19 protein-coding genes and 1 riboswitch are annotated in these 22,769 nt (G+C 62.4%); of the genes, 7 read left to right on the top strand and 12 right to left on the bottom strand.

All coding sequences use genetic code 11. From position 1 onward, the window contains the following. Positions 1-21: 21 nt before the first annotated feature. Genes C5J22_RS25650 through C5J22_RS25640 form a run of 3 tightly spaced genes read right to left on the bottom strand, consistent with a single transcriptional unit; the run spans position 22 to position 3,355 of the window. Positions 22-1,392: an MlaD family protein gene (locus C5J22_RS25650; protein WP_105440535.1), complete on the bottom strand. Its 1,371-nt coding sequence runs from the start codon at positions 1,390-1,392 to the stop codon at positions 22-24. A gap of 8 nt (positions 1,393-1,400) precedes the next feature. Beyond that, positions 1,401-2,246: an ABC transporter ATP-binding protein gene (locus C5J22_RS25645; protein ID WP_105440534.1), complete on the bottom strand. Its 846-nt coding sequence runs from the start codon at positions 2,244-2,246 to the stop codon at positions 1,401-1,403. Next, positions 2,246-3,355 (bottom strand): ABC transporter permease, encoded by a 1,110-nt coding sequence (locus tag C5J22_RS25640; protein WP_105440588.1) that lies wholly within the window; start codon positions 3,353-3,355, stop codon positions 2,246-2,248. The genes C5J22_RS25645 and C5J22_RS25640 overlap by 1 nt, the downstream gene beginning before the upstream one ends. Before the next feature lie 153 nt (positions 3,356-3,508). Between C5J22_RS25640 and dgcA the strand changes: the two genes are divergently transcribed. Continuing rightward, positions 3,509-4,492 carry an N-acetyl-D-Glu racemase DgcA gene (gene dgcA, locus C5J22_RS25635; RefSeq protein ID WP_105440533.1) on the top strand — a complete coding sequence of 328 codons (984 nt, stop codon included), beginning with the start codon at positions 3,509-3,511 and terminating at the stop codon, positions 4,490-4,492. Here the strand turns inward: dgcA and C5J22_RS25630 are convergent. Next, positions 4,462-5,649, bottom strand: a complete 1,188-nt coding sequence (locus C5J22_RS25630; protein WP_172746782.1) for an MFS transporter — start codon at positions 5,647-5,649, stop codon at positions 4,462-4,464. The two genes, dgcA and C5J22_RS25630, sit on opposite strands and share 31 nt — an antisense overlap. A 109-nt stretch (positions 5,650-5,758) precedes the next feature. Beyond that, positions 5,759-6,562, bottom strand: a complete 804-nt coding sequence (locus tag C5J22_RS25625) for a UDP-2,3-diacylglucosamine diphosphatase (protein WP_172717146.1) — start codon at positions 6,560-6,562, stop codon at positions 5,759-5,761. A 231-nt stretch (positions 6,563-6,793) separates the two neighbouring features. On the opposite strand from C5J22_RS25625, the gene C5J22_RS25620 reads away from it, so the two are divergent. Then, positions 6,794-9,121, top strand: coding sequence for an NADP-dependent malic enzyme (locus tag C5J22_RS25620; RefSeq protein WP_105440531.1), 2,328 nt, complete (start codon positions 6,794-6,796; stop codon positions 9,119-9,121). Positions 9,122-9,271: 150 nt separating this feature from the next. Further along, positions 9,272-9,958 (top strand): hypothetical protein, encoded by a 687-nt coding sequence (locus C5J22_RS25615; protein ID WP_172746781.1) that lies wholly within the window; start codon positions 9,272-9,274, stop codon positions 9,956-9,958. Here C5J22_RS25615 and bluB read toward each other — a convergent pair whose 3' ends face one another. The 3 genes from bluB to C5J22_RS25600 form a co-directional block, all read right to left on the bottom strand. Further along, positions 9,959-10,645, bottom strand: a complete 687-nt coding sequence (gene bluB / locus C5J22_RS25610; RefSeq protein WP_105440529.1) for a 5,6-dimethylbenzimidazole synthase — start codon at positions 10,643-10,645, stop codon at positions 9,959-9,961. A 79-nt stretch (positions 10,646-10,724) separates the two neighbouring features. Next, positions 10,725-10,909: riboswitch (cobalamin riboswitch) on the bottom strand. Positions 10,910-10,936: 27 nt separating this feature from the next. Next, complete coding sequence (locus C5J22_RS25605; protein WP_105440587.1) at positions 10,937-11,767, bottom strand: TolB family protein; 831 nt, start codon at positions 11,765-11,767, stop codon at positions 10,937-10,939. Between the two features lie 15 nt (positions 11,768-11,782). Then, positions 11,783-13,456: an NAD+ synthase gene (locus C5J22_RS25600; protein WP_105425936.1), complete on the bottom strand. Its 1,674-nt coding sequence runs from the start codon at positions 13,454-13,456 to the stop codon at positions 11,783-11,785. A 240-nt stretch (positions 13,457-13,696) separates the two neighbouring features. Here C5J22_RS25600 and C5J22_RS25595 point away from each other — a divergent pair, with 240 nt between their 5' ends. Together C5J22_RS25595 and C5J22_RS25590 are read left to right on the top strand one after the other, a co-directional pair. Beyond that, positions 13,697-14,116, top strand: coding sequence for a TadE family protein (locus C5J22_RS25595; RefSeq protein WP_105440528.1), 420 nt, complete (start codon positions 13,697-13,699; stop codon positions 14,114-14,116). Between the two features lies 1 nt (position 14,117). Then, positions 14,118-15,848 (top strand): pilus assembly protein TadG-related protein, encoded by a 1,731-nt coding sequence (locus tag C5J22_RS25590; protein WP_105440527.1) that lies wholly within the window; start codon positions 14,118-14,120, stop codon positions 15,846-15,848. Positions 15,849-15,930: 82 nt separating this feature from the next. Here the strand turns inward: C5J22_RS25590 and C5J22_RS25585 are convergent, their stop codons facing one another. After that, the gene (locus C5J22_RS25585; protein WP_105440526.1) at positions 15,931-17,304 is read right to left on the bottom strand and encodes a class II 3-deoxy-7-phosphoheptulonate synthase; all 1,374 of its coding nucleotides are present in this window, start codon (positions 17,302-17,304) and stop codon (positions 15,931-15,933) included. Between the two features lie 279 nt (positions 17,305-17,583). Here C5J22_RS25585 and C5J22_RS25580 point away from each other — a divergent pair, with 279 nt between their 5' ends. Continuing rightward, a complete protein-coding gene (locus tag C5J22_RS25580) occupies positions 17,584-18,924 on the top strand; it encodes a TadE/TadG family type IV pilus assembly protein (RefSeq protein ID WP_105440525.1) in 1,341 nt (446 codons plus the stop codon). A gap of 18 nt (positions 18,925-18,942) precedes the next feature. Here C5J22_RS25580 and gor read toward each other — a convergent pair whose 3' ends face one another. From gor to rpiA, 3 genes are all read right to left on the bottom strand, one after another. Beyond that, positions 18,943-20,331, bottom strand: a complete 1,389-nt coding sequence (gene gor, locus C5J22_RS25575; protein WP_105440524.1) for a glutathione-disulfide reductase — start codon at positions 20,329-20,331, stop codon at positions 18,943-18,945. A gap of 117 nt (positions 20,332-20,448) precedes the next feature. Further along, complete coding sequence (locus C5J22_RS25570) at positions 20,449-21,159, bottom strand: DUF2059 domain-containing protein (RefSeq protein ID WP_105440523.1); 711 nt, start codon at positions 21,157-21,159, stop codon at positions 20,449-20,451. Between the two features lie 18 nt (positions 21,160-21,177). Beyond that, entirely contained in the window at positions 21,178-21,873 is a 696-nt protein-coding gene (rpiA, locus tag C5J22_RS25565; RefSeq protein ID WP_105401328.1) for a ribose-5-phosphate isomerase RpiA, read from the bottom strand. A gap of 189 nt (positions 21,874-22,062) precedes the next feature. Between rpiA and C5J22_RS25560 the strand changes: the two genes are divergently transcribed. Then, positions 22,063-22,764: an HAD family hydrolase gene (locus C5J22_RS25560; RefSeq protein ID WP_245440541.1), complete on the top strand. Its 702-nt coding sequence runs from the start codon at positions 22,063-22,065 to the stop codon at positions 22,762-22,764. The last annotated feature ends 5 nt before the right edge of the window (positions 22,765-22,769 follow it).

Raw genomic sequence — 22,769 nt, 5'->3', positions numbered from 1 at the left:
CCAACACTGAAAATGCCCCGCCTACCGCCGCGTTCTGCCGTCATATTGCTTCACCGTCTCGCCGCCGAAGATCAGCCGCTGCGGGTTCTGGTCGAAATTGTTGATCGTCTGGTCGAGCGACTGCACCGTGCGGCGCGCGTCGTTGACCAGCGTCTGAATGTCCCTGAGGCCGCCTGCCGAAAAGCGCGACAGATTGTCGGCGATCGGCCCGACCCGCGCATTGATGTTGTCGGCAACGGTGCGGAAGGATTCCAGCGTCTTGCGCGCCTCGGCGAACAGGCCCTGCGAATCGTCGCTCGAAACAAGCCCGTCTACCTTGGCAAGAATGCCGTCGACACGGGTCGAGGCTTCGTTGAGCTTCTTTGCCAGGTCGGTGAAATCGCCGATCGCGCGGTCGATATCGTCCTTGCGGTGCGCGAAATTGTCGACCACGCTGCGGGCAGAGCCGATGGTCTGGCGGGCGTCCTCGGAGGCGGCGGTGATATTGCGGATCGTCGTCGCGACCTGGTCGGTATTGACGGCACCCAGCACGGTATCGGCGCGCTTCAGAAGGACCTGGGCGTCCGCTCCCGCCTTCTCGAAATTGGCGGCGGCGTTCCGGACATTGATCACCAGGTCGTCGAACTTATCCGAGGCCGTGGCGATATTGCGGGTGGCGCGCTCCGTATTGGAGACCACGGCATTGATCTTTTCCGCGTCGATCGCGCTCACCAGCCGTTCGGCGGCTGCAAGCGTGGAGTTCAGCGTTCCGGAGACCCGGTCAATCGTCGTCGAAAGCGTCGAGAGGCTGTTCAGGAACTTGTCGATGCTGTCGGAATTCTGGGCAAGTGCCGAGGTGAAGGTTTCCACGTTGCGGATTGTCTGGGTCAGCGGACCTCGCGCGTCGGCGACGAAGCCTTGAATATCGCTGATCGCCGCGTCGGCCCGGTCGAGGATCTTGTCGGCTGTGGCGAGCAGGTTGGTGACGCTCGACTGCTCGGCGATCAGCACCGCCGGCCGGCCGTTCTCGATCGATTTCTGGAGGATGTTCTCCTCCCCCTTGGCGCCGCCGGAAAGCTCTATATAGGCAGCCCCCGTCAAGCCCTGCACCTCGAGTGCGGCCTGGGTGGACTGATAGACGGGCGCATCGGCCCGCACTTCGGTGAAGGCGATCGAATAACGGGGGTCGTCCGGGTCGATCGTGAGGCTGCGCACCGAACCGACCGGAATGCCGTTGAACCGAACCGGAGAGCCGACGGACAAGCCGTTCGCCGAGCCCGGGATGCGGATCGCCAGGTCGGCCATCGGTCCGCCGCGGCCGGATTGCGCCATCCAGTAAACGAAGCCGAAAGCGGCAGCGATCACCAGCAAGGTGAAGAAACCGACAAGGGCGTAGTTGGCTCTGGTTTCCATAGATTACGTCACTCTTCTACTTCTGCCGCAGGCTGCTTTTCTTGGACCACGACTGACCGCGCCCGCTTGCCGCGGAAATAGGACTTTACCCATGGATCGTCACAGGCAAACATATCCTCAAGCGTACCCTCGACCAAGACCCGTTTCTCGCCAAGCACAGCAATTCTGTCGCAGACCGAGAAGAGGCTGTCGAGATCGTGGGTCACCATGTAGACGGTCAGGCCCAGCGTATCGCGCAGCCTGGCGATCAAAGCATCGAAATCGGCGGCACCGATCGGATCGAGGCCGGAGGTCGGCTCATCGAGGAAAACGAGGTCCGGATCGAGCGCCAGGGCACGGGCAAGTGCAGCGCGCTTGATCATGCCGCCCGACAGTTCGGATGGATATTTGTCGGCGGCGTCAGGGGGCAGGCCGACCATCTCGATCTTCAGATAGGCGAGTTCGTCCATCAGCGACTGCGGCAGATCGAGATATTCGCGCATCGGCAGCTGGATGTTTTCCTTGACCGTCAGGGCCGAGAACAGCGCTCCGTGCTGGAAGAGCACGCCGAGCCGCGTATCGAGCGCCATGCGCTCGTCTTCCGAAACCGTGTCGTAGTCAGCGCCGAGAATGTGGATCGTGCCGGAACGGTGCGGCAGAAGGCTGAGCACGGTGCGCATCAGCACCGATTTTCCGGTGCCGGACGCGCCGACGAAGCCCAGGATCTCGCCGCGATAGATGTCGAGGTTCAGGTGGTCGAGCACCAGCTTCTCGCCGAAGCCGACCGTCAGGTCGCGGACCGACAGCACCACCTGCCGGCCATTCGACTTGTCCTTGATCGCGGTCTGCGGCACCTCTTCCAAACCGTTCTCCATCAGAAATCGATCGCCGAATAGAAAAGGGCGAACATCGCGTCTATGAAGATGACGGCGAAGATCGATTTTACCACCGAGGTGGTGACGTGCTGGCCGAGCGATTCGGCGCTGCCGCCGACCTTCATGCCCTCGACGGCGGCAACGATGCCGATCGCCAGCGCCATGAACGGCGCCTTGATCATGCCCGAAGCGACGGAGGTATGGTCGATCGCCTCATGAAGGCGCGACAGATAGGTATCGAAAGTGATGCCGGAATAGGCAAGAGCAACGACGGCCGCTCCGAACAGGGCCGAAAAGTTGGCGATGATCGTCAACAGCGGCAGCGCCACGGTCAGGGCCACGAGGCGCGGGAAGATCAGCACGCCGACGGGGTTGAGACCGATCACCGTCAATGCGTCGATCTCCTCGCGCATCTTCATCGAACCGATCTCGGCGGTGATGGCGCTGCCCGAACGGCCGGCGATCATGATCGCCGTCAGCAGCACGCCGATCTCGCGAAGCTGCAGGATGCCGACCAGATCGACGACAAAAATCTCGGCCCCGAAATACCGGAGCTGGAAGGCGCCCTGCTGGGCGATGATCGCGCCGATCAGGAAGGACATCAGCACGATGATCGGCACCGCGCGCACGCCCATGCGGTCGATGTGGGTGACGACCGACGCCGGCGATACGCCGGCACCGCGGCCGAATTTCATCTGCGCGCCGCGAACCGCCGAGCCGAGAATATGCATGGCTGCGTAGAAATCGCCGCCGAGCGAAACCATTATTTGGCCAACCGGGGCAAACAGGCGCTCGAACAGGTTTCCCTTAGCTCCGCCGTCCGCAGGCGGCGCAGGAACGTGTTCCGGCAAGACGCCGATCAGTTCCCGGATGGGGCCTTCGCCGCCCACCAGGGCCGCTTCTCCGCCCTGCCCGCCCTTGGCGGTCATCAACCGCCGGATGAGCCAGGCGCCGGCCGTATCGACGCCGGTGATACCGGAAAGATCGATCTCCACCTTGCCCCGGTTTGCGGCATTTTCGAACCGTTCGAACTCCTTGAGCACAGGTGCTATCGTCGGGCCGCGCCATTCGCCGGCCAATACGTATCGTTCACCGCCATCGCCGGGCATATTTTCGGCCTTGATTTCGGCTGGCTGGAACGTCACGTGTTTCTTTCGCGCTTAGGCTTGTCAGAAGTTTCAATACGATGCGGTTGATCGCACTTTCGAGACCGGCAATATAGCTGCGTCATAGGGATTTGCCACAACGGGACGCGTAAAACCATGAGCCGTCACCTCGAAGCCACAATAGAGACGTTTCCAATCTCCGGTTCGTTCACGATCTCCCGCGGCTCCAAGACCGAGGCGGAAGTCATCACCTGCGTCGTCCGTGAAAACGGCGTTTCCGGCCGTGGCGAATGTGTGCCTTACAAGCGTTATGGCGAGAGCCTGGACGGCGTGATGGCGGAGCTCGAAGCGATCTCCGATGCCATCCGCGCCGGTCTGAGCCGTGCAGAACTGCAGAGGCGGATGAAGCCCGGCGCCGCCCGAAACGCCGTCGACTGCGCTCTCTGGGACCTCGAGGCGAAGCTCGGCGGACAGCGCGTTGCGGATATGATCGGCGCCACCAGCCGCAAACCCTTCGTCACCGCCTTCACGCTGTCGCTCGGGGAACCGGCGGCCATGGCGGCCGAAGCTGCAAGGAACGCGCAACGTCCGCTCCTCAAGGTCAAGCTCGGAACCGACAATGACGAGGCGCGGCTGAGGGCCGTTCGCGACGCCGCGCCGGCCGCACGGATCATCGTCGATGCGAACGAAGGATGGACCGAGGAAAACCTCGCCCACCACATGGCGATTGCCGCGGAAACCAATGTGTCGTTGATCGAACAGCCCCTGCCTGCCGGCCGGGATGCGGCGCTTGGCCGTATCCGCCGCCTCGTTTCCGTCTGCGCCGATGAAAGCGTGCACGCCACGCAGGACCTGGAAAGCCTTCGCGACCGGTACGACGCGGTCAACATCAAGCTCGACAAGACCGGCGGATTGACCGAGGCGCTGGCGATGAAGGCGGAAGCACAGCGGCTCGGATTTGCCGTGATGATCGGCTGCATGGTCGGCTCCTCGCTTGCCATGGCGCCGGCCGTGCTGCTTGCCCAGGATGCGGACTATGCGGATCTCGACGGGCCGCTGCTGCTTTCCCGCGACCGGCCGGACGGGCTGCGCTACGAGGGTTCCCTCGTCTATCCGCCGGAAGCGACCCTCTGGGGCTGAATTCTTGCCGCAAGCGCGATGATCGACAGGCCGACCAGCGCCAGAACCGACATCGCCACATAGCTCGTCGGGCCGAACTGGCGGTAAAGTACGCCGGAAAGCACCGTCGCAAGCGCCAGAAAGACGCCGTTGTAGAAGACATAGGCGCCTTGCATCGAGGCTTCCTGGTCTTCGCGCACCGCCTCGACCAGCCGGTGCTGGATGCCGATATGGACGAAGGCGAACGTGAAGGCGTGAGTGGCCTGCAGCGCCAGATATCCCCAGAAATCGAGCGGCATCGGAAAGAGCGTCCAGCGGACCACCGCGACCGCGCATCCGACCCGCATCAGCGTCCAGGGAGAAATCCGTCTGGCGATCCAGCCCGCCGCGAAAAAGACGATGATCTCCGACACGACGGCCGCGCTCCACAGGACGCCGATCGAGCCGCTCGAAAACCCGATCTGCTGCCAGTGGATGGTGCCGAACGTATAGAACATGCCGTGCCCTGCCTGCGCCACCGACGCGCCGATCATCAGCACGTGCAGGTCGAGCCTTCTGAGCGAGCTCGGCTGAGGCATCCTGTCCGGGTCCGGCCTTGCAACCGCCCGGCCGAGCTTCGGAGCTGCGAAGGCAACGGCGACGGTCAGGAGAAAACCGACCACTATCGCCCAAGGAATAGCCTGGAAACCCCAGAAGCCGCGCAGTTCGCCGACGAGGAGCGCCACGGCCACGAAACCGACGGATCCCCAGACGCGCATCGAACCATACTGAAAACCCCAGCGCCGGACCCCGCTGACAGCGATCGATTCGACGATCGGCGCATAGGGCGCGAAGACCGCCGCCTGAACGGCGATGACGATGAGAACCGGCCAGAAATCGCGGGTGAAGAACATGGCGAATGCCGTCAACAACGACAACGCGCCGGACCAGGCGAGCATCAGGGTCCGTTCCGTCATCCGGTCGGCAAGCAGGCCGGCAACCGGGGCGGCAGCCACGCGCAGGAAAAGCTGGGCTGCGAGCACGAGGCCGATTTCGAATTCGGTAAAGGCAAGCCCGTCGAGCCAGACGGGCAGATAGGGCAGAATCACTCCGTTCACCCCGAGCGGCGCCCCATAGGCGATCGCACAGCGCAACTGGAAGAACCGGGGCGCTGTCTGCGCCGTATTTGAGGGAATCACGATTTCACGGGTGGGTTGCTGAAGTTTCAGCTTACCTAACACACACCCTTGTGCCTGCCTATGGCAAGATATAGCCCTCTGGCAGGCCCATCCATCTGTTGCAGGCCGCTCAGGCGGCCCGCATGTCCTCGATGGATTGCGGCGCCGGCAAGGACTTGATTTCCGCCGTGGCGGCCATGTTCTGCCAGGAAATCAATTCCAGCGTGCCGTCGAAATTCTCGGCAATTGCCGTGCAGCTTTCCACCCAGTCGCCGGTATTGACGTAGTGGATGCCGTCGATGTCCTCCATGACGGCATGATGGATATGGCCGCAGATAACGCCATCGACATTGTTGCGGCGGGCTTCGTCGGCTACGACCCGCTGGAACTCGCCGATGAAATTGACCGCGTGCTTGACCTGCAGCTTAGCCCAGGCGGAGAAGGACCAATATGGCATGCCGAGGCGGCGGCGGATGGCAGCGAGCCCGATATTGATGACGATCGCCGCGTCATAGGCCCAGTCGCCGAGATAGGCGAGCAGGCGGGCATTGCGGACCACGACGTCGAATTCGTCGCCATGCAGGACCAGGTATTTCTTGCCGTCGGCCATCTCGTAGATTTCGCGCTCGGCGACTTCGATGCCGCCGAAATGCGTGCCCGGGAAGGAACGCAGGAATTCGTCGTGGTTGCCGGGGATGTAGACGATGCGGGTGCCCTTGCGCGCCTTGCGCAGCAGCTTCTGGACCACGTCGTTGCAGCCCTGCGGCCAGTACCAGTTGCGCTTCAGCCGCCAGCCGTCGACGATGTCGCCGACCAGGAAAATGGTATCCGCTTCATGATAGCGCAGGAAATCCAGGAGGAAGTCCGTTCGGGCTGCCTTGGAGCCCAGATGAACGTCCGAAATGAAGAGCGTTCTGAAATGTCTTGTATCCATCTCACCGGTCACGAAGTCGTCCTTTCGCTGCCGCTTCTGTTGGCTTCAAAACCAGACTCGTGTTTCAGGATGATGACAGGGACCGGGAAAGGTGCGTCCCGCGCCCGAGCGCCCATGTTCCAATTTCCGCGATGACCGCAAATTAGCTGCTGTTGCTTTGGGTCGTTTGATGTAATGAGGGGTCTCTCCTTTCGACCCCTCAAAGACAGAAAAAGCAAGCCAGGAGGAAACATGAACGCGCAGGACAAACCGAAGTCGCCGACCATGCCGGTCAGCGGCGATCTCGACGAGCAGGCGCTGTTCTTCCACCGCTACCCGCGGCCCGGCAAGCTGGAGATCCAGGCGACCAAGCCGCTCGGCAACCAGCGCGACCTGGCGCTTGCCTATTCTCCGGGCGTTGCCGCTCCCTGTCTGGCGATCCGCGACAACCCGGATTTGGCCGCGGACTATACCGCCCGCGCCAACCTCGTCGCCGTCGTCTCTAACGGTTCGGCCGTGCTTGGGCTTGGCAATATCGGCCCGCTGGCTTCAAAGCCCGTCATGGAAGGCAAGGCCGTCCTCTTTAAGAAATTCGCCGGCATCGATGTGTTCGACATCGAGATCGACGCGCCCGGCATCGAGGCGATGGTCTCGACCGTTTCGGCGCTCGAGCCGACCTTCGGCGGCATCAACCTCGAAGACATCAAGTCGCCGGAGTGTTTCGAGGTCGAACGCCGGCTGCGCGAAAAGATGAACATTCCGGTCTTCCACGACGACCAGCACGGCACCGCGATCATCGTCGCCGCCGCAGTCCTGAACGGGCTGGAACTCGCCGGCAAGAACATCGCCGACGTAAAGATCGTGACGTCGGGCGCGGGTGCCGCAGCACTCGCCTGCCTGCATCTCCTCGTTTCGCTCGGCGCGAAGAAAGAGAATATCTGGGTCCACGACATCGAAGGCCTCGTCTATGACGGGCGCAATACGCTGATGGACGAGTGGAAAGAAATCTATACCCAGAAATCGGACAAGCGTGTGCTTGCCGACAGCATCGGCGGCGCAGACGTGTTTCTCGGCCTGTCCGCAGCCGGCGTGCTGAAGCCCGAACTCCTGGCACAGATGGCCGAAAAGCCGCTGATCATGGCGCTTGCCAATCCGACGCCGGAAATCATGCCCGAGCTTGCCCGCGCCGCCCGTCCCGACGCGATGATCTGCACCGGCCGTTCGGACTTCCCGAACCAGGTCAACAACGTGCTGTGCTTCCCCTACATCTTCCGCGGCGCGCTCGATTGCGGCGCCCGGACGATCAACGAAGAAATGAAGATGGCGGCGGTCAAGGCCATCGCGGCGCTTGCGCGCGAGGAAGTCTCCGACGTCGCGGCGCGCGCCTATTCCGGCGAGTCGCCGATTTTTGGCGCAGACTATCTGATCCCCTCGCCCTTCGATCCACGCCTCATCCTGCGCATTGCGCCTGCGGTCGCAAAGGCAGCTGCCGAGACCGGCGTCGCCGCGCGTCCGATCCATGATTTCGAGGCCTATCTCGACCAGCTGAACCGCTTCGTCTGGCGCTCCGGTTTCGTCATGAAGCCGATCTTCAGCGCCGCCAAGGTTTCCGAAAAGAACCGCGTGATTTTCGCCGAGGGCGAGGACGAACGCGTATTGCGCGCCGCCCAGGTTCTGCTCGAGGAGAAGACCGCAACCCCCATCCTGATCGGCCGTCCTTCCGTCATCGAGGCGCGGCTGGCGCGTTTCGGCATCCGTATCCGGCCGAATGTGGATTTCGCGGTGGTCAACCCGGAAGACGATCCGCGCTACCGCGACTATGTCGACGAATATTTCGCACTGGTCGGCCGCGAAGGCATCAATCCGGAAGCGGCGCGCACCATCGTGCGCACCAACAATACGGTGATCGGTGCGCTGGCGGTCAAGCGCGGCGATGCGGACGCGCTGATCTGCGGCGTCGAAGGACGCTACGACAAGCACCTCGGCGACGTGAACCAGATCATCGGCAAGCGGCCGGGCGTCTGCGCCTTCTCGGGCCTCAGCCTGGTCATCTCCCAGCGCGGCGCGATGTTCTTCACCGACACGTTCGTGAATTACAACCCATCCGCGCAGGAGATCGCCGAGATCACCATTCTGGCAGCAGAGGAAATCCGCCGGTTCGGCATCGCCCCGAAGGCGGCGCTGATCTGCCACTCGAATTTCGGCTCGCGCGATTCCGAAAGCGCCCAGAAGATGCGGGCTGCCCTGAAGCTGGTCCGCCAGCGGGCGCCGGAGCTGGAAGTGGACGGCGAAATGCAGGGTGGCTCGGCATTGTCGGAAACGCTGCGCAAGCGGGCCATGCCGGACAGTTCGCTGACCGGCGAAGCCAACCTGCTGGTTTTCCCGAATCTCGATGCGGCAAACATCTCGCTCGGTCTGGTCCGCAACCTCACGGACGCTCTGCATGTCGGGCCCATTCTTCTCGGCGCGGCCCAACCGGCGCATATCCTGTCGTCCTCGGTGACGTCTCGCGGCGTGGTGAACATGGCGGCGCTCGCCGTCGTGGAAGCCTCGCAGCCAAATCTGCAGATTCAATCCTGAGTTGCCGATCTTCTCGTGCTTTAGCGCGGGCCCCGTTCGGGGCTCGAATGGCATGCGGGCTTGATTTCACCGTGCGGTGATCGCGGCTTTATGAGATTATCAACCGGCACGTTCCATGATGCCATCTCCCACTAGGAGAGGATGCCGGAATTGCCGATACCGCTTCGCGGCCTGCTGACCATACCGCTCTTGCTTCTGCCTGCCGCAGCGCTGGCGGGGGACCCTGCCGTTTGTGCAGCCCTTTACCGGAAACTTGGAAACAGCCCGCAGATCATCGGCAACACGTCTGCGGCGCGCAGCTACGCCCAGCAGCTTGGCGAATACAATGCCGATATCCGGGAATTGCGGGTCGACATGCGCCGGGCCGGCTGCGGCAATGGCAGCGTCGTGGTTCTGGGTGGCCCGAATGCCGAGGTCTGCGGCCAGATGCGGGATGCGCTGGAAAGAATGGAACAGAGCCGCGACGCGCTGGCGGCGGAACGGAACAGTTCGCGGCAGATGATCCTGCCCTCGGAAGAGCGGAATGCCATCCTCGCCGCCATTCGCGAACAGCGCTGCATCCCCTCCTTCGAGCCGCTGCCGCCTGTTGTCGACGACCGCCGAAAGGTGCCGGGCATCGAACTTCCGAGAGAAGAGCAACCGTATTCCGGGATCACCAAGCTGCCGACCCGCCCGCAAAAGCCGCAGGCCGCGGTCCAGCCGCCGGTGCTCACGCCGCCGCCGGAGCGGCCATACGATCCAAACAAGAAGGTGCGCACCGTTGGGCCGGCTTTCCTGCCCGAAGCGGATATCGACCTCAGCAATCCGAAATCCGCAGGACCGCAGCCGCAGCAGTGATCAACGGTTATCCCAGCGATCCTGAAAGATCAGCTCCTCCAGGGCCAAGCGCTGGCGCCAGCCCTTGAGCGCCAATTCCGGCTCGGCGTAGAGGCGGTCGGTATAACCGAGGCACAGCCACGCGACGATCTCGACGCGATCGGGAATGCCCAGCAGCGCACGCACGTCCTCCTCGCGAAAAATGCTGACCCAGCCGACACCGACGCCCTCGGCCCTTGCCGCAAGCCACAAGTTCTGCACGGCGCAGACGGTCGAATAGACGTCCATGCGCGGATTGTGGGTTCGGCCGAGCACGACCGGGCCGGCACGGTCCGGATCGCAGGTGACGCAGATCGACAGCGGCGCCTTGACGATGCCTTCGAGCTTGAGGCTGCGATAAAGGTCGCGGCTCCGCTCCGGAAACATCTCCACGGCTTCGTCATTGGCGCGCGAAAAGGCGGCGCGAGCCGCCTCCCGCACCGAGGGATCGCGGATGAGGATGAAATTCCAGGGCTGCATGAAGCCGACCGAGGGTGCCGAATGCGCGGCGCCCAGCAGCCGCTTTACCAGGTCGTCCGGCAGTGGATCGGGCAGGAACTGGTCGCGCACGTCCCGGCGCGTCTCGATCGCCCTGTAGACGGCCGCACGCTCGGCCTTCGAAAATTCACCGGCAGGCAGCAAGGCATGCGCGAAAGGATCAGGCTGCATCGTTTGTCCCCAACAATGCCGTCGCTCCCTTGCCTTTCAGAAGCAAGGAGAGGTCCGAAACCTTTCCGCCGTCCGCGCGGGCTGGTCTATCTTGTCAGGCCGGTCTTCTGACTTGGCTTCGTCCGCCTCAACCGCCGCCTTCCCGGTTTCCCAGTGGCTTATCCTGCGGCCGAGCGTCCACCTCACAGCGTTGGGCACGTTCCGGCTCCACCCGGATTCCCGATTCTCCGGCTTGTCGCCGGCACCTGACAGGATCGGTTATGCCCTTACGCTATCCTCGGCGCAAGGCGCTCATGCGACTAGGAAATAGCGCACGTAGGCAAACTCATCGCCATCCGGCGACCAGTTCGGTGAATTCATCGTGCCCTGCCCGCCGAAGAGCTCGAACAGCGTTTCGACATTGCCGCCGTCCATGTCCATCAGCCTGACGCGGACGTTGAGATCGCGCGGGTGGTCGAAGACATCGGCGTCGTAGGAGATGAAGACGATCTTGTCACCCTTCGGTGACGGATGCGGAAACCAGTCGCCGTAACCCCCGCCGGTGATCCGCTCGGCCACGCCGCCGGCGGCCGGGACGCGCCAGATCTGCGTCAGCCCGGTGCGACTGGAATTGAAATAGATCCATTTTCCATCCGGCGAATAGTCCGGCCCGTCGTTGCGGCCCTCGCCGAACGTCAGCCGCGTCTCGTTGCCGCCCTCGCTGCCGATCGAATAGATATCGAACTCGTCGCCACGGATGCCGCAATAGGCGAAGCTCTTTCCGTCCGGCGACCAGCCATGCCAGTAGGACGGCAGGTTCCGGGTCACCAGCCGCGGCACGCCGCCGCCCGCGGGAAGAACATAGATCGCCGATTTGCCGAACTCTACCTTGTCGGAAATGGCGATCAGCGAACCCTCCGGCGAAATGCCGTGGTCGTTGTTGCATTGGCGGGCAAAGCCCGTATCGACCAGTTCAGGCCCGTCATCACCCGCCGGTGACAGACGATAGATCAGGCCCTCGCTGTTGAGCATCAAGTAGCGCCCGTCGGGCGACCAGTTGGGCGCCTCGAACAGGGCTTCCGTCTGCCAGACCACCCGCATCGTCCTCGTCCGGATATTGAAGATCTCGACCGAGCTGCGCAGGGCCATGATCCTCTCCTACCGATCGCGGAAACGGTTGGTGATCGGATAACGCCGATCGCGGCCGAAGTTCTTCTTGGTGATCTTGACGCCCGGCGCCGATTGGCGCCGCTTGTATTCGGCGAGATAGAGCAGGTGCTCGATCCGGTGAACGGTTGCGATGTCGTGGCCGCGGGCAACGATCTCCTCGGTCCCCATCTCCAGCTCGACCAGGCATTCGAGGATGTCGTCGAGCACCGGATAGGGCGGCAGCGAATCCTGATCGGTCTGGTTGGGTCTGAGTTCCGCGGACGGAGCCTTGGAGATGATGTTCTTCGGGATCACCTCGCCGCTCGGGCCGAGCGCCGTCGGCGGCAGGTGTTCGTTGCGCCAGGCGGCCAGCGCATAGACCTGCATCTTGTAGAGGTCCTTGATCGGGTTGAAGCCGCCATTCATGTCGCCGTAGAGGGTCGCGTAGCCGACCGACATTTCCGACTTGTTGCCTGTCGTCACCACCATCGAGCCGAACTTGTTGGAGATCGCCATCAGGATCGTGCCGCGCGCGCGGCTCTGGAGGTTCTCCTCGGTGATCCCCTCCTCGGTTCCTTCGAACAGCTCGGCCAGCGCCGACGAAAAACCGTCCACCGGCTCGGCGATCTGCACGATGTCGTAGCGGCAGCCGAGCGCCTTGGCGCAATCAGCCGCGTCCTTCAGCGAGTCCTCGGACGTATAGCGGTAGGGCAGCATCACCGTGCGCACCCTCTCCTCGCCCAGCGCATCGACGGCGATCGCCGCGCAGATGGCACTGTCGATGCCGCCGGACAGGCCGAGCACAACCGACTTGAAGCCGTTCTTGTTGACGTAGTCGCGGAAGCCCAGAAGGCAGGCGCGATAGTCCGCCTCCTCCTTTTCCGGAATGCGGGCCATCGGCCCGCGGGCGCAATGCCAGGTCTCGCCAATCCGTCTCCATTCGGTGACGGCGACGGCCGGCTCGAACTGGCTCATCTGGAAGGCGAGCGACTTGTCGGTGTTGAAGCCGAAGCTTGCGCCGTCGAAGACCAGTTCGTCCTGGCCGCCGAGCTGGGCAGCATAGATCATCGGCAGGCCGGTCTCGATCACCTGCTTCAGAACGACCTGATGGCGGATGTCGACCTTGCCGCGAAAATAGGGCGAGCCGTTCGGCACGAGCAGGATTTCCGCCCCGCTCTCCGAGAGCGTCTCGCAGACGCCGAGATCGCCCCAGATATCCTCGCAAATCGGGATGCCGAGCCGGACGCCGCGGAAATTGACCGGGCCAGGCATCTCGCCGGCGATGAAGACCCGCTTCTCGTCGAACTCGCCATAGTTCGGCAGGTCGATCTTGTCGCGCACCGCGATCACCTTGCCGCCGTCGAGCACGGCGATCGAATTGTGCCGGCCTTCCGCGCCCTGACGCGGGAAGCCGATGATGACGCCGGGGCCGCCGTCCGCCGTATCGGCCGCAAGCTCCTCCACTGCCTTCAGGCAGGCGTTGAGGAAAGCCGGTTTCAGGACGAGGTCCTCCGGCGGATAACCGGACAGGAAGAGCTCGGTGAACAGGATGAGATCCGCCTCTTCGCGGGCCGCATCCTTTCGTGCTTCTCGGGCCAGCGCCAGGTTGCCGGCGATATCGCCGACAGTCGGGTTGAGCTGGGCAACGGCGATGCGGAGTGTCTGGCTGATGTCCTGGGTCATGGTATCGATTTAACGTTCCGTGCGAGAGGTCGCAACGTTGTTCCCGAGAGATTTTTCGTCCGCATCAAAAATGTTCCCGATTCGCGAACCCGGCCGCCCCCCCGCAAGAGCATGCAGCGCCCCACCCGAACAGCAGGAAATTGTGGATTGGAAGTGTAACCTATGGGCGTACGTTAAGTATTCTTTAGATTTTCGCGCCGATTATATTAGTGATAACTAACTCAACAATGGGGCGCATCGATGGGGTTTTTATCACTGATAAGATGCAAATCCGGAGGTTCAGCCGTCGAGTTCGCCATCGTCGCTCCCATCCTCTTCCTCACACTGTTCAGCCTGATTGCCTACGGCATCTACCTGAGTGCCGCACATGCGGTGCAGCAGATCGCCGCGGACGCCGCGCGTACTGCGGTGGCTGGCCTGAACGATACCGAACGCAAGCAACTGGTGCGCGACTTCCTCAGCCGTTCCACCCTCAATCACGCGCTGCTCGAGGTGAAGAACTTCACGCTCGACGTCAAGGAGGATCCGAAGAACCCCAATCAGTTCACGGTCTCCGTCGACTACGATGCGAGCCATCTGCCGATCTTCAACCTCTACAGCTACGCCATGCCCGACGCGCATATCCGGCGTTTCTCCACGATGCGGATCGGAGGCATCTGAAATGAACCGGCTCCTTCATCGCCTCTATCACAACAAAGCGGGCAATATCGCCATATCCGCCGCCATTACCATGCCGCTGGTCGTTGTCAGCCTGGCGCTCGGGGTTGACTACGGTCACTTGACGCTGCAGCAGCGCGAACTGCAGAACACCGCAGACTTGGCTGCCATCGCGGCGGCCGGACGCCTGAGCGAGCCGGAAAAGGCGGTACTCGACTATTTCATTCTCAACAGCGAGAACTTCGCGGTGCGGACTGCATCCGGGCTGCTGACGGCAGATGGTGAGGTTCCCTTCAACGAGGCAAGCGTCTACCAGGACTACACCGCCTATGCGCAACTGACGAAAGGCCGGTACGTGGCCGATCCGTCACGCCCGGTGGAAACCCGTTTCCAGGCCGGGGCAACACCCACCGATGCGATCCGCGTGACCATGCACCAGAAGGGGCAGATCTTCTTTGCCGGCAGCTTTGCAGAGGCGCCGGAACTTGGCGCCACCGGTACCGCCAGTGCCGACAAGCTCGCCGCCTTCTCGATCGGCTCGCGGCTCGCCAGCCTCAACGACGGCATCGTCAATGCCCTTCTCGGCAAGCTCCTTGGCACGACGATCTCACTGAAAGCCATGGATTATCAGGCGCTCGTCGATGCAAATGTCAACCTTCTGCAGACGCTCGATGTCCTTGCGATCAATCTGGGCGTCACCGCCGGCACCTATTCCGAACTGCTCGACATGGAGATCACCTACGGACAGTTTCTGGATGCACTCGGCAAGACGACCGGTCTCACGCCCTCCGTCCGTGCCGTCCTCGATACGCTCGAGAAAACCCTCAACCACACCCAGGTCAAACTGAAGCTGGAGGAAATCCTGGCCCTCGGGCCGCTTTCGGAGAACCTGATCGGACAGGGTAACGGTCTTAACGTCAAAGCCAGCGTGATGGACATCGTCTCGGCGGCCGCCGTTGCCGGCAGCGGCGGCAAGCAAATCGCCGTCGATCTCGGCGCGACCATCCCGGGACTTGCGTCGGTCACGCTTGACATCGCCATCGGCGAGCCTCCGGTCGGCACTCCACCGAACGCGGTCGGGAGGCCTGGCACCATCGTGCGCACCGCCCAGATGCGGGTGGCCCTCCACGTCGTCGTCGATGGCCTCGCCGGGATCGCCGGCCTCAAGGTCGACGTGCCGCTCTACCTCGAAGTCGCTCATGCGGAAGGGCGCCTTGCGGATATCCGCTGCGGCGGCGGTTCACGCAGCAACGGCACCGTCGATGTCGAAGTGGTTCCAGGCGTGGCTGCGATCGGGCTCGGCACTGTCAACCAGGCCGCGTTTGAAAATTTCGGTACCACGCCACGCGTCACGGAAGCCAGTCTTCTTGACTCCGCCCTGATCAAGATTTACGGCAAGGCCGATATCAACGCCGGCAATCTCGCCAAAAAAACGCTGACCTTCTCGGCCAGTGACATCGCCTCCGGCAAGATCAGAAGCGTATCGACGAAGGATACGTTGACCAGCCTGGTCACCTCGCTGCTGAAACGCCTGGAACTCGATATCAAGCTCGGGCCACTGGCTCTCGGCACGCCGACACTGATCCAAGCGGCTTTGGCCGACACGCTGACCGGCATGACGAAACCCCTCGACACGGTCCTCTACAATATCCTGCTGACGCTCGGCGTGAGGATCGGCGAAGCGGATGTCCGTGTCGGCGACGTCGCCTGCCGCAACCCCGTTCTCGTCCAATAGGCTCGGTACCTGGACGAGAAACGAAGAAGGCCGGCGTTCCCCCGCCGGCCTTCTTCAATTTCCAACGATCGCGCGCGACGGTTCAGCCGTTGACGACCATCCGCTTTTCGTCGCGGCCGCTCTTCATCCGCTCGGCGAGCAGGAAGGCGAGTTCCAAGGCCTGGTCGGCATTGAGGCGCGGGTCGCAATGGGTGTGGTAGCGGTCCTGCAGGTCGCCGGCCGAAACCGCACGGGCGCCGCCGGTGCATTCGGTGACGTCCTTGCCGGTCATCTCGATATGGATGCCGCCCGGATGGGTGCCTTCCGCACGATGGATCTGGAAGAAGCTCTCGACCTCCGACAGGATCCGCTCGAACGGCCGGGTCTTGTAGTTGTTGAGGGTGATCGTGTTGCCGTGCATCGGGTCGCAGGACCAGACCACCTTTTTGCCTTCGCGCTCGACGGCGCGGATCAGCTTGGGCAGGTTCTCGGCAACTTTGTCATGGCCGAAACGGCAGATCAGCGTCAGGCGGCCGGCTTCGTTGGCCGGGTTGAGCGCGTCAATCAATTCGATCAGGTTGTCGGGCTGCAGCGACGGACCACACTTGAGGCCGATCGGGTTCTTGATGCCGCGGAAATATTCGACATGTGCATGGTCGAGCTGGCGGGTGCGGTCGCCGATCCACAGCATATGGCCCGACGTCGCATACCAGTCGCCGGAGGTAGAGTCGACGCGGGTGAACGCTTCTTCGTAACCGAGCAGCAGCGCTTCGTGGCTGGTGAAGAAGTCGGTCTCGCGCAGGCTCGGCTGGTTTTCCGAGGTGATGCCGATCGCGGTCATGAAGTCCATCGTCTCGCTGATGCGGTCTGCGAGCTTGCGGTAGCGTTCGCCCTGGGGGCTATCCTTGACGAAACCGAGCATCCACTTGTGGACGTTTTCGAGATTGGCGTAGCCGCCCATGGCAAAGGCGCGCAAAAGGTTGAGGGTTGCCGCCGACTGGCGATAGGCCATCATCTGGCGTTCCGGATCGGGAATGCGCGACTCCGGCGAAAACTCGATGCCGTTGATGATATCGCCGCGGTAGGACGGCAGTTCGACGCCTCCCTGCACTTCGACATTCGAAGAACGCGGCTTGGCGAACTGGCCGGCGATGCGGCCGACCTTGACGACCGGAAGCTGGGCGCCATAGGTCAGGACAACCGCCATCTGCAGGAACGAACGGAAGAAGTCGCGGATGTTGTCCGCACCGTGTTCGACGAAGCTTTCTGCGCAATCGCCGCCCTGCAGCAGGAAGGCATTGCCTTCCGCGACACTGGCGAGCTGCTTCTTCAGGCGGCGGGCCTCACCGGCAAACACGAGCGGCGGAAAGGTGGCGAGCTGAGCTTCAGTCGCCGCCAACGCAGCCTTGTCCGGGAATTCCGGGAGCTGCTGGATCGGTTTTTGCCGCCAACTGCTCGGGGTCCAATTCTGTGCCATCTCGCTCACCTGTTTCAGCCTCGGCCATCTTCTGCCGGGCAAGTCTTTAAATCGAGGCGGCTTATAGACCTTAACAGCCGCGTTGCATAGCCGTTTTGCCCGCTTTCACCGCCGGCCCGTCCCCCGCGAAAGGCCACGAATATCAAGCTGACGCCGTACCCGGGCGGATCGTATGCAGTATGAAATCAGGACATGCCTTGAATTTTAATCCCGTTCTTAGCCACAATTTCACGAATTTGCGCGACGTTCCTGCAGGGTTTTCTTGCTGGGGAGCAGGCGATGCATCCGATGACACGTTTCTGGAAGGATCGCGGCGGCAATTTTGGCGTCATGACTGCCTTTCTACTGGTTCCGCTGATCGGAACGGCCGGCCTGGCGCTCGATTTCGGCCACGCGCTGACCGTCAAGCAGCAACTCGTCGGCGCGGCCGATGCGGCGGCCGTCGGCGCGATCGCTGAAAAATCGAAGGCTGTCGCTCAGGCGATGCAATTGCAGGGCGACGGAAGCGTGGCGCTCGATCCGGCCGAGGCCCGAAGCATTTTCCTCGGTCAGATGTCCGGCGAGCTTTCCACCCTGCCGGTCAACGTCGATATCGCGGTCGCGAAGAACAACGGCATCCTGACCTCGCGCGTATCGTTCAGCGCGACCTTGCCGACCACTTTCATGACGATCCTTGGCAAGGACGACATCACCGTTTCCGGCCAGGCCACCGCGCAATACCAGACGCCGTCGTTCCTCGACTTCTACATGCTGCTCGACAACACGCCTTCGATGGGCGTTGGGGCGACACCTGTGGACGTCGCCAAACTCCGGGCAGCCACTATCAATGGCCGCAACGGAAAAGACAAGGATTGCGCGTTCGCCTGTCACGTCGTTTCGGAAAGCGGCGTCGAGGACAAGGATAGCTATTACAACCTCGCCAAAAAGATCGGAGCGACGATCCGCATCGACGTTGTGGCCGATGCGGTCGCCGCGCTGATGACGACCGCCAAGGATACGCAGACCGTTAGCAGTCAGTTCCGGATGTCGGCTTATACGTTCGGGCGCTCCGCACTCGACGCGAACCTCTATACGGTCGCCAGTCCGACGACCGATCTGGAGGCCCTCGGCAAGGCCACGGAAAATATCGGGTTGATGAGCATCCCAAGTCACGATTACCCGAACAATCAGACGGACTACAATGCGGCTCTCGCCGGCATCGACGAGAAGATCAAGTCGACGGGCAATGGCACCAGCACTGCCGACCGGCAGGCGATCGTCTTCCTGGTTGGCGATGGCGTCAGCGATGCGCAGCGCTCCAACTGCAAGAAAAAACTGACCCACACGAAAAAGGGGTCGGAACAGCTGCCGCGCTGCATGGAACCGATCGACGTACAATACTGTAACGACATAAAACTTCGGGGCGTGAAGATTGCCGTGCTCTACACAACCTATCTGCCTCTTCCGGAGAACGACTTCTACAAGAGCTGGATCGCGCCATTCCAGCCAAGCATACCGAACAACATGCGGGCCTGCGCCACCGAAGGTTATTATTTCGAGGTCAGCCCGACCGAAGGCATCGCCGCCGCCATGAATACCCTCTTCCGCAAGATCGTCAGCGCGCCGCGGATCACCAGCTAGCGGGAACTCGCGAGCGCGTCAGACGCGCTCGCCGTTCTTCACCCGGTAGCTCGGGTTGTACATGGTGACGAGCTCTTCCGAAGCCGTCGGATGGACGGCCATGGTGCGGTCGAAATCATCCTTGGTGACGCCGGCCTTCAGCGAAATGCCGAGAAGCTGTGCCATCTCGCCGGCATCGTGGCCCAGGATGTGGGCACCGACCACCTTGCGGCTTGCCGCGTCGACGACCAGCTTCATAATCATCTTCTCCGACCGTCCCGAAAGCGTCGCCTTCATCGGCCGGAATTCGGCGCGGTAGACCTCGATCTCCGGATAGCGCTTGGCGGCCTCCTCTTCCGACAGCCCGACCGTGCCGATCTCCGGCTGCGAGAAGACGGCGGTGGCGATCAGGTCGTGGTCCGGGGCGGTCGGATTGCCCTTGTACTCGGTTTCGATGAAGCACATCGCCTCGTGGATCGCCACGGGCGTCAACTGTACCCGGTCGGTGACATCTCCGAGCGCATAGATATGCGGCACGCTGGTGCGGGAATATCTGTCGACGACGATGGCACCACGCTCGTTCATCTCGACGCCCGCGGCCTCCAGGCCCAACCCCTTGGTATTCGGATCGCGCCCGAGCGCCAGCATGATGGTGTCGACGGCCATCGTCTCGCCGTTGAGCGTCCTGGCAACAAGCCCACCGGCCGGCGCCTTGGTGACCTCCTCGATCACATCGGTCAGCACGATGCGGATGCCCTTCTCGACCATCGCCTTGTGCAGGCCCTGGCGCATGTCGTGGTCGAAGCGCGACAGGATCTCCTTGCCGCGGTAGATCAGCGTCACGTCGACGCCGAGGCCGTGGAAGATGTTGGCGAATTCGACGGCGATATAACCGCCGCCGGCGATCAGGATGGAGCGCGGCAACTCGGGCAGATCGAAGGCCTCATTGGACGAGATGCAGAGCTCATGGCCGGGCAGCGCCGCATGCGGGTTGGGCGCGCCGCCGGTGGCGATGACGATCCTTTCGGCGGTCACGGTCCTACCGGTCTTCACGAGCTGGATCGTATGGGCATCGACCAGCTCGGCGCGGGTCTCGAGGATTTCTGCACCGTTGTTTTCAAGACCCTTGCGATAGAGGCCTTCGAGGCGGGCGATCTCCCTGTCCTTGGCGGCGATCAGCTTCTTCCAGTCGAACGTGCTCGCACCGACTTCCCAGCCGTAACCGACCGCATCCTCGAAATGTTCGTGATATTGCGATGCGTAGACGAAGAGCTTCTTCGGCACGCAGCCGCGAATGACGCAGGTGCCGCCGAAACGATATTCCTCGGCGATCGCCACCCGCTTGCCGAGCGATGCCGCCACGCGGCCCGCCCTCACGCCGCCCGATCCGCCGCCAATCACGAAGAGATCATAGTCATAGGCGGTCATGGTATTCTCCTTGAGAGCAGGCGGCTGGATGTGGCTCACATATAGGGATGAGAGGCCCAAAAGGAAAAGCCCGGATTGCTCCGGGCTTCCTTAAAATTCGACGGGCCGACGATGTTATCAGGGCTTCGGCGCGGGCGCCGGAGCCGGCTTTGCAGCCGGGGCGGCGGGCTTTGCCGGAGCGGTAGCTGCCGGAGCAGCGGGCTTGGCCGCAGGCGCAGCAGCAGCGGGCTTGGCAGGGGCTGGCGGAGTGGCGGGCTTTGCCGGCGCGGGTGCAGCGGCCTGTGCTTCCGCCGGAGCCGGATCGACGACCGGCGCCTGGATCGGATTTGCGTCGATGATGCCGCGCAGCTTTTCCGAGCTGTGGTTGGTCAGGTCGCGGGAAATCCCGTTTGCCCAGATTTCAGCGGCCTTGGTCAATTCACGGCTGACGAGCGGCTGGTTGGTCAGCAGCTTCTTGCCGGTCTCGGTGTTGAAGAAGGTGGAAATCGACTTCAGTTCATCGACCGAGAAGCTCTTGGCATAAATGGTCGCCGCTTCCTTTTCGAGATCGGCACGGCGCGGTGCCAGCACGAGCGCCTGCTCGTCGACGACGTTGGAGATCTGGCCCTGGAAGTTTGGGGAGGCCTGGATGAACTGGGCCTTCAGACGCTCTGCCAGGTTGGGCAGGATATTGTCGTAACGATCCGTGACGTTGAGAGACGCGATCGCATCGCGCGCAGCGGCAAGCTGGGCTTCCGAAACTTCCTGCGCGCGAGCCGATACCGTGAAGGCGCCGGAGAAGAGGATGGCCACAGCGGCGGCACGGCCGAAAAGCGCGAATCTGATCATGAGTTGGTTGCTCCTAGTTTACTTCGCCTCGAGCGTCCGCGCTCCAGCCTCACCGGCAATGATCGCTAAGGACGCCATATGAATGAACAGCCCGTGTTCCACGACACCGGGAATGAAATTAAGCTCCGCCGACAGTGCGTCTGCATCAGGAATGCGGCCAAAAGATGCGTCGAAAATGTAGTGGCCGCCATCTGTCGTGAAGACTTCAGCCCCCGATTTGCGCAGCTTCAATTCACCGGTCAATCCTAACCGGGAAGCGGCCTTTTCGATGGCAATCTGCGTCGCTGTCTGGCCGAAAGGATTGATCTCGATCGGCAGCGGATAGGCTCCGAGCATATCGACCAGCTTGCTTTCGTCGGCAATCACGATCATGCGGGCAGAAGCCGCGGCGACGATCTTTTCGCGCAGCAATGCACCGCCGCCACCCTTGATCAGGGTCAGGTTGGCATCGACTTCATCGGCACCGTCAATCGTCAGATCGAGTTCCGGAAGCTCTTCGAGCGATTTCAGCGGAATGCCGAGTTCTACGCAGAGCCTCGCGGTGCGCTCGGATGTCGGCACGCCTTCGACTTTGAAACCGCCGTGGACCTTTTCGGCAAGTAGCCTGACGAATTCGTCCGCCGTCGAACCGGTGCCGATACCCAGCCGCATGCCGTCCTCGACATAGGCCAGTGCCGCTTGCGCCGCCTTGACTTTCATTTCCCGGGCGTCCATCCGCCAAAAGCTCCCCGCTGTTTTCGCCGACCCGCTGTTTACACGCCTCTCCCCACAAACGAAAGTCCCCTCGCGGCGGGTTTTACGAAGCCATGGGTTTTACGAAGATGGGCGAATCTCGCATATTTGCTTTTCACGGCAGCATTGCTTAATCCGGGGCATCTCCCGAACGACGCTCACGAGGTTCCATTGACCGCTCCACTCGTCATTTTCGACCTCGACGGCACGCTGATCGACACCGCACCGGATCTTATCGACAGCCTCAACTATACGATCGAGGACATCGGTCTCCAGCCAGTGACGTTCGAGGACCTCACCCATCTCGTCGGCCAGGGCGTGCGCGTGATGATCCGCCGCGCCTTCGAACTTCGCAGGGTTCCGCTCGACGAGCCGACGGCGGCCAGGCTGTTCGATCGCTATATGGAGCACTACGAGGCGCAGATGCCAGGCAGGAGCCGCCCCTATGACGGCGTCGTCGCATGTCTCGACCGCCTGTCAGCAGCCGGGATGCGGCTCGCGGTCTGCACCAACAAGTCCGAGCGGCTCGCCTTCCCGCTTCTCGAAAAGCTCGGCCTCCTGGATCGCTTCGTCGCGATGACCTGCGGCGATACCTTCGCCGTCCGCAAGCCGGATGCCCGGCACATTTTCGGTACGATCGAACGGGCCGGCGGAAATCCGGCGACGAGCGTCATGATCGGCGACAGCGTCAACGATATCCTTGCCGCACAGAATGCCGGCATTGCCTCCGTCGCCGTGACCTTCGGTTATTCCGACGTCGCAGTCGATACGCTCAACCCGGATCGGGTGATCAACGATTATGACGAGCTGACCGTGGGGATGGTGGAAACGCTGATTTCCGCCGACGTGAAGAAGCTGGCGGCTGCCAAATAAAAAGC

The organism is Neorhizobium sp. T25_13 (genome assembly GCF_002968675.1).
GTDB lineage: Bacteria > Pseudomonadota > Alphaproteobacteria > Rhizobiales > Rhizobiaceae > Neorhizobium > Neorhizobium tomejilense.
Note: the sequence above shows the minus strand (reverse complement) of the source record. Positions and strands in the feature narration are given on the sequence as shown.

What these genes read in the sequence shown, in the direction of transcription:
- gor (WP_105440524.1), bottom strand. Translation starts at nt 20,331, where the DNA reads ATGACCGCCTATGACTATGATCTCTTCGTGATTGGCGGCGGATCGGGC.
- C5J22_RS25645 (WP_105440534.1), bottom strand. Translation starts at nt 2,246, where the DNA reads ATGGAGAACGGTTTGGAAGAGGTGCCGCAGACCGCGATCAAGGACAAG.
- C5J22_RS25570 (WP_105440523.1), bottom strand. Translation starts at nt 21,159, where the DNA reads ATGATCAGATTCGCGCTTTTCGGCCGTGCCGCCGCTGTGGCCATCCTC.
- bluB (WP_105440529.1), bottom strand. Translation starts at nt 10,645, where the DNA reads ATGCAGCCTGATCCTTTCGCGCATGCCTTGCTGCCTGCCGGTGAATTT.
- C5J22_RS25590 (WP_105440527.1), top strand. Translation starts at nt 14,118, where the DNA reads ATGAACCGGCTCCTTCATCGCCTCTATCACAACAAAGCGGGCAATATC.
- C5J22_RS25650 (WP_105440535.1), bottom strand. Translation starts at nt 1,392, where the DNA reads ATGGAAACCAGAGCCAACTACGCCCTTGTCGGTTTCTTCACCTTGCTG.
- dgcA (WP_105440533.1), top strand. Translation starts at nt 3,509, where the DNA reads ATGAGCCGTCACCTCGAAGCCACAATAGAGACGTTTCCAATCTCCGGT.
- C5J22_RS25620 (WP_105440531.1), top strand. Translation starts at nt 6,794, where the DNA reads ATGAACGCGCAGGACAAACCGAAGTCGCCGACCATGCCGGTCAGCGGC.
- C5J22_RS25585 (WP_105440526.1), bottom strand. Translation starts at nt 17,304, where the DNA reads ATGGCACAGAATTGGACCCCGAGCAGTTGGCGGCAAAAACCGATCCAG.
- rpiA (WP_105401328.1), bottom strand. Translation starts at nt 21,873, where the DNA reads ATGGACGCCCGGGAAATGAAAGTCAAGGCGGCGCAAGCGGCACTGGCC.
- C5J22_RS25580 (WP_105440525.1), top strand. Translation starts at nt 17,584, where the DNA reads ATGCATCCGATGACACGTTTCTGGAAGGATCGCGGCGGCAATTTTGGC.
- C5J22_RS25600 (WP_105425936.1), bottom strand. Translation starts at nt 13,456, where the DNA reads ATGACCCAGGACATCAGCCAGACACTCCGCATCGCCGTTGCCCAGCTC.
- C5J22_RS25625 (WP_172717146.1), bottom strand. Translation starts at nt 6,562, where the DNA reads ATGGATACAAGACATTTCAGAACGCTCTTCATTTCGGACGTTCATCTG.
- C5J22_RS25595 (WP_105440528.1), top strand. Translation starts at nt 13,697, where the DNA reads ATGGGGTTTTTATCACTGATAAGATGCAAATCCGGAGGTTCAGCCGTC.
- C5J22_RS25640 (WP_105440588.1), bottom strand. Translation starts at nt 3,355, where the DNA reads ATGCCCGGCGATGGCGGTGAACGATACGTATTGGCCGGCGAATGGCGC.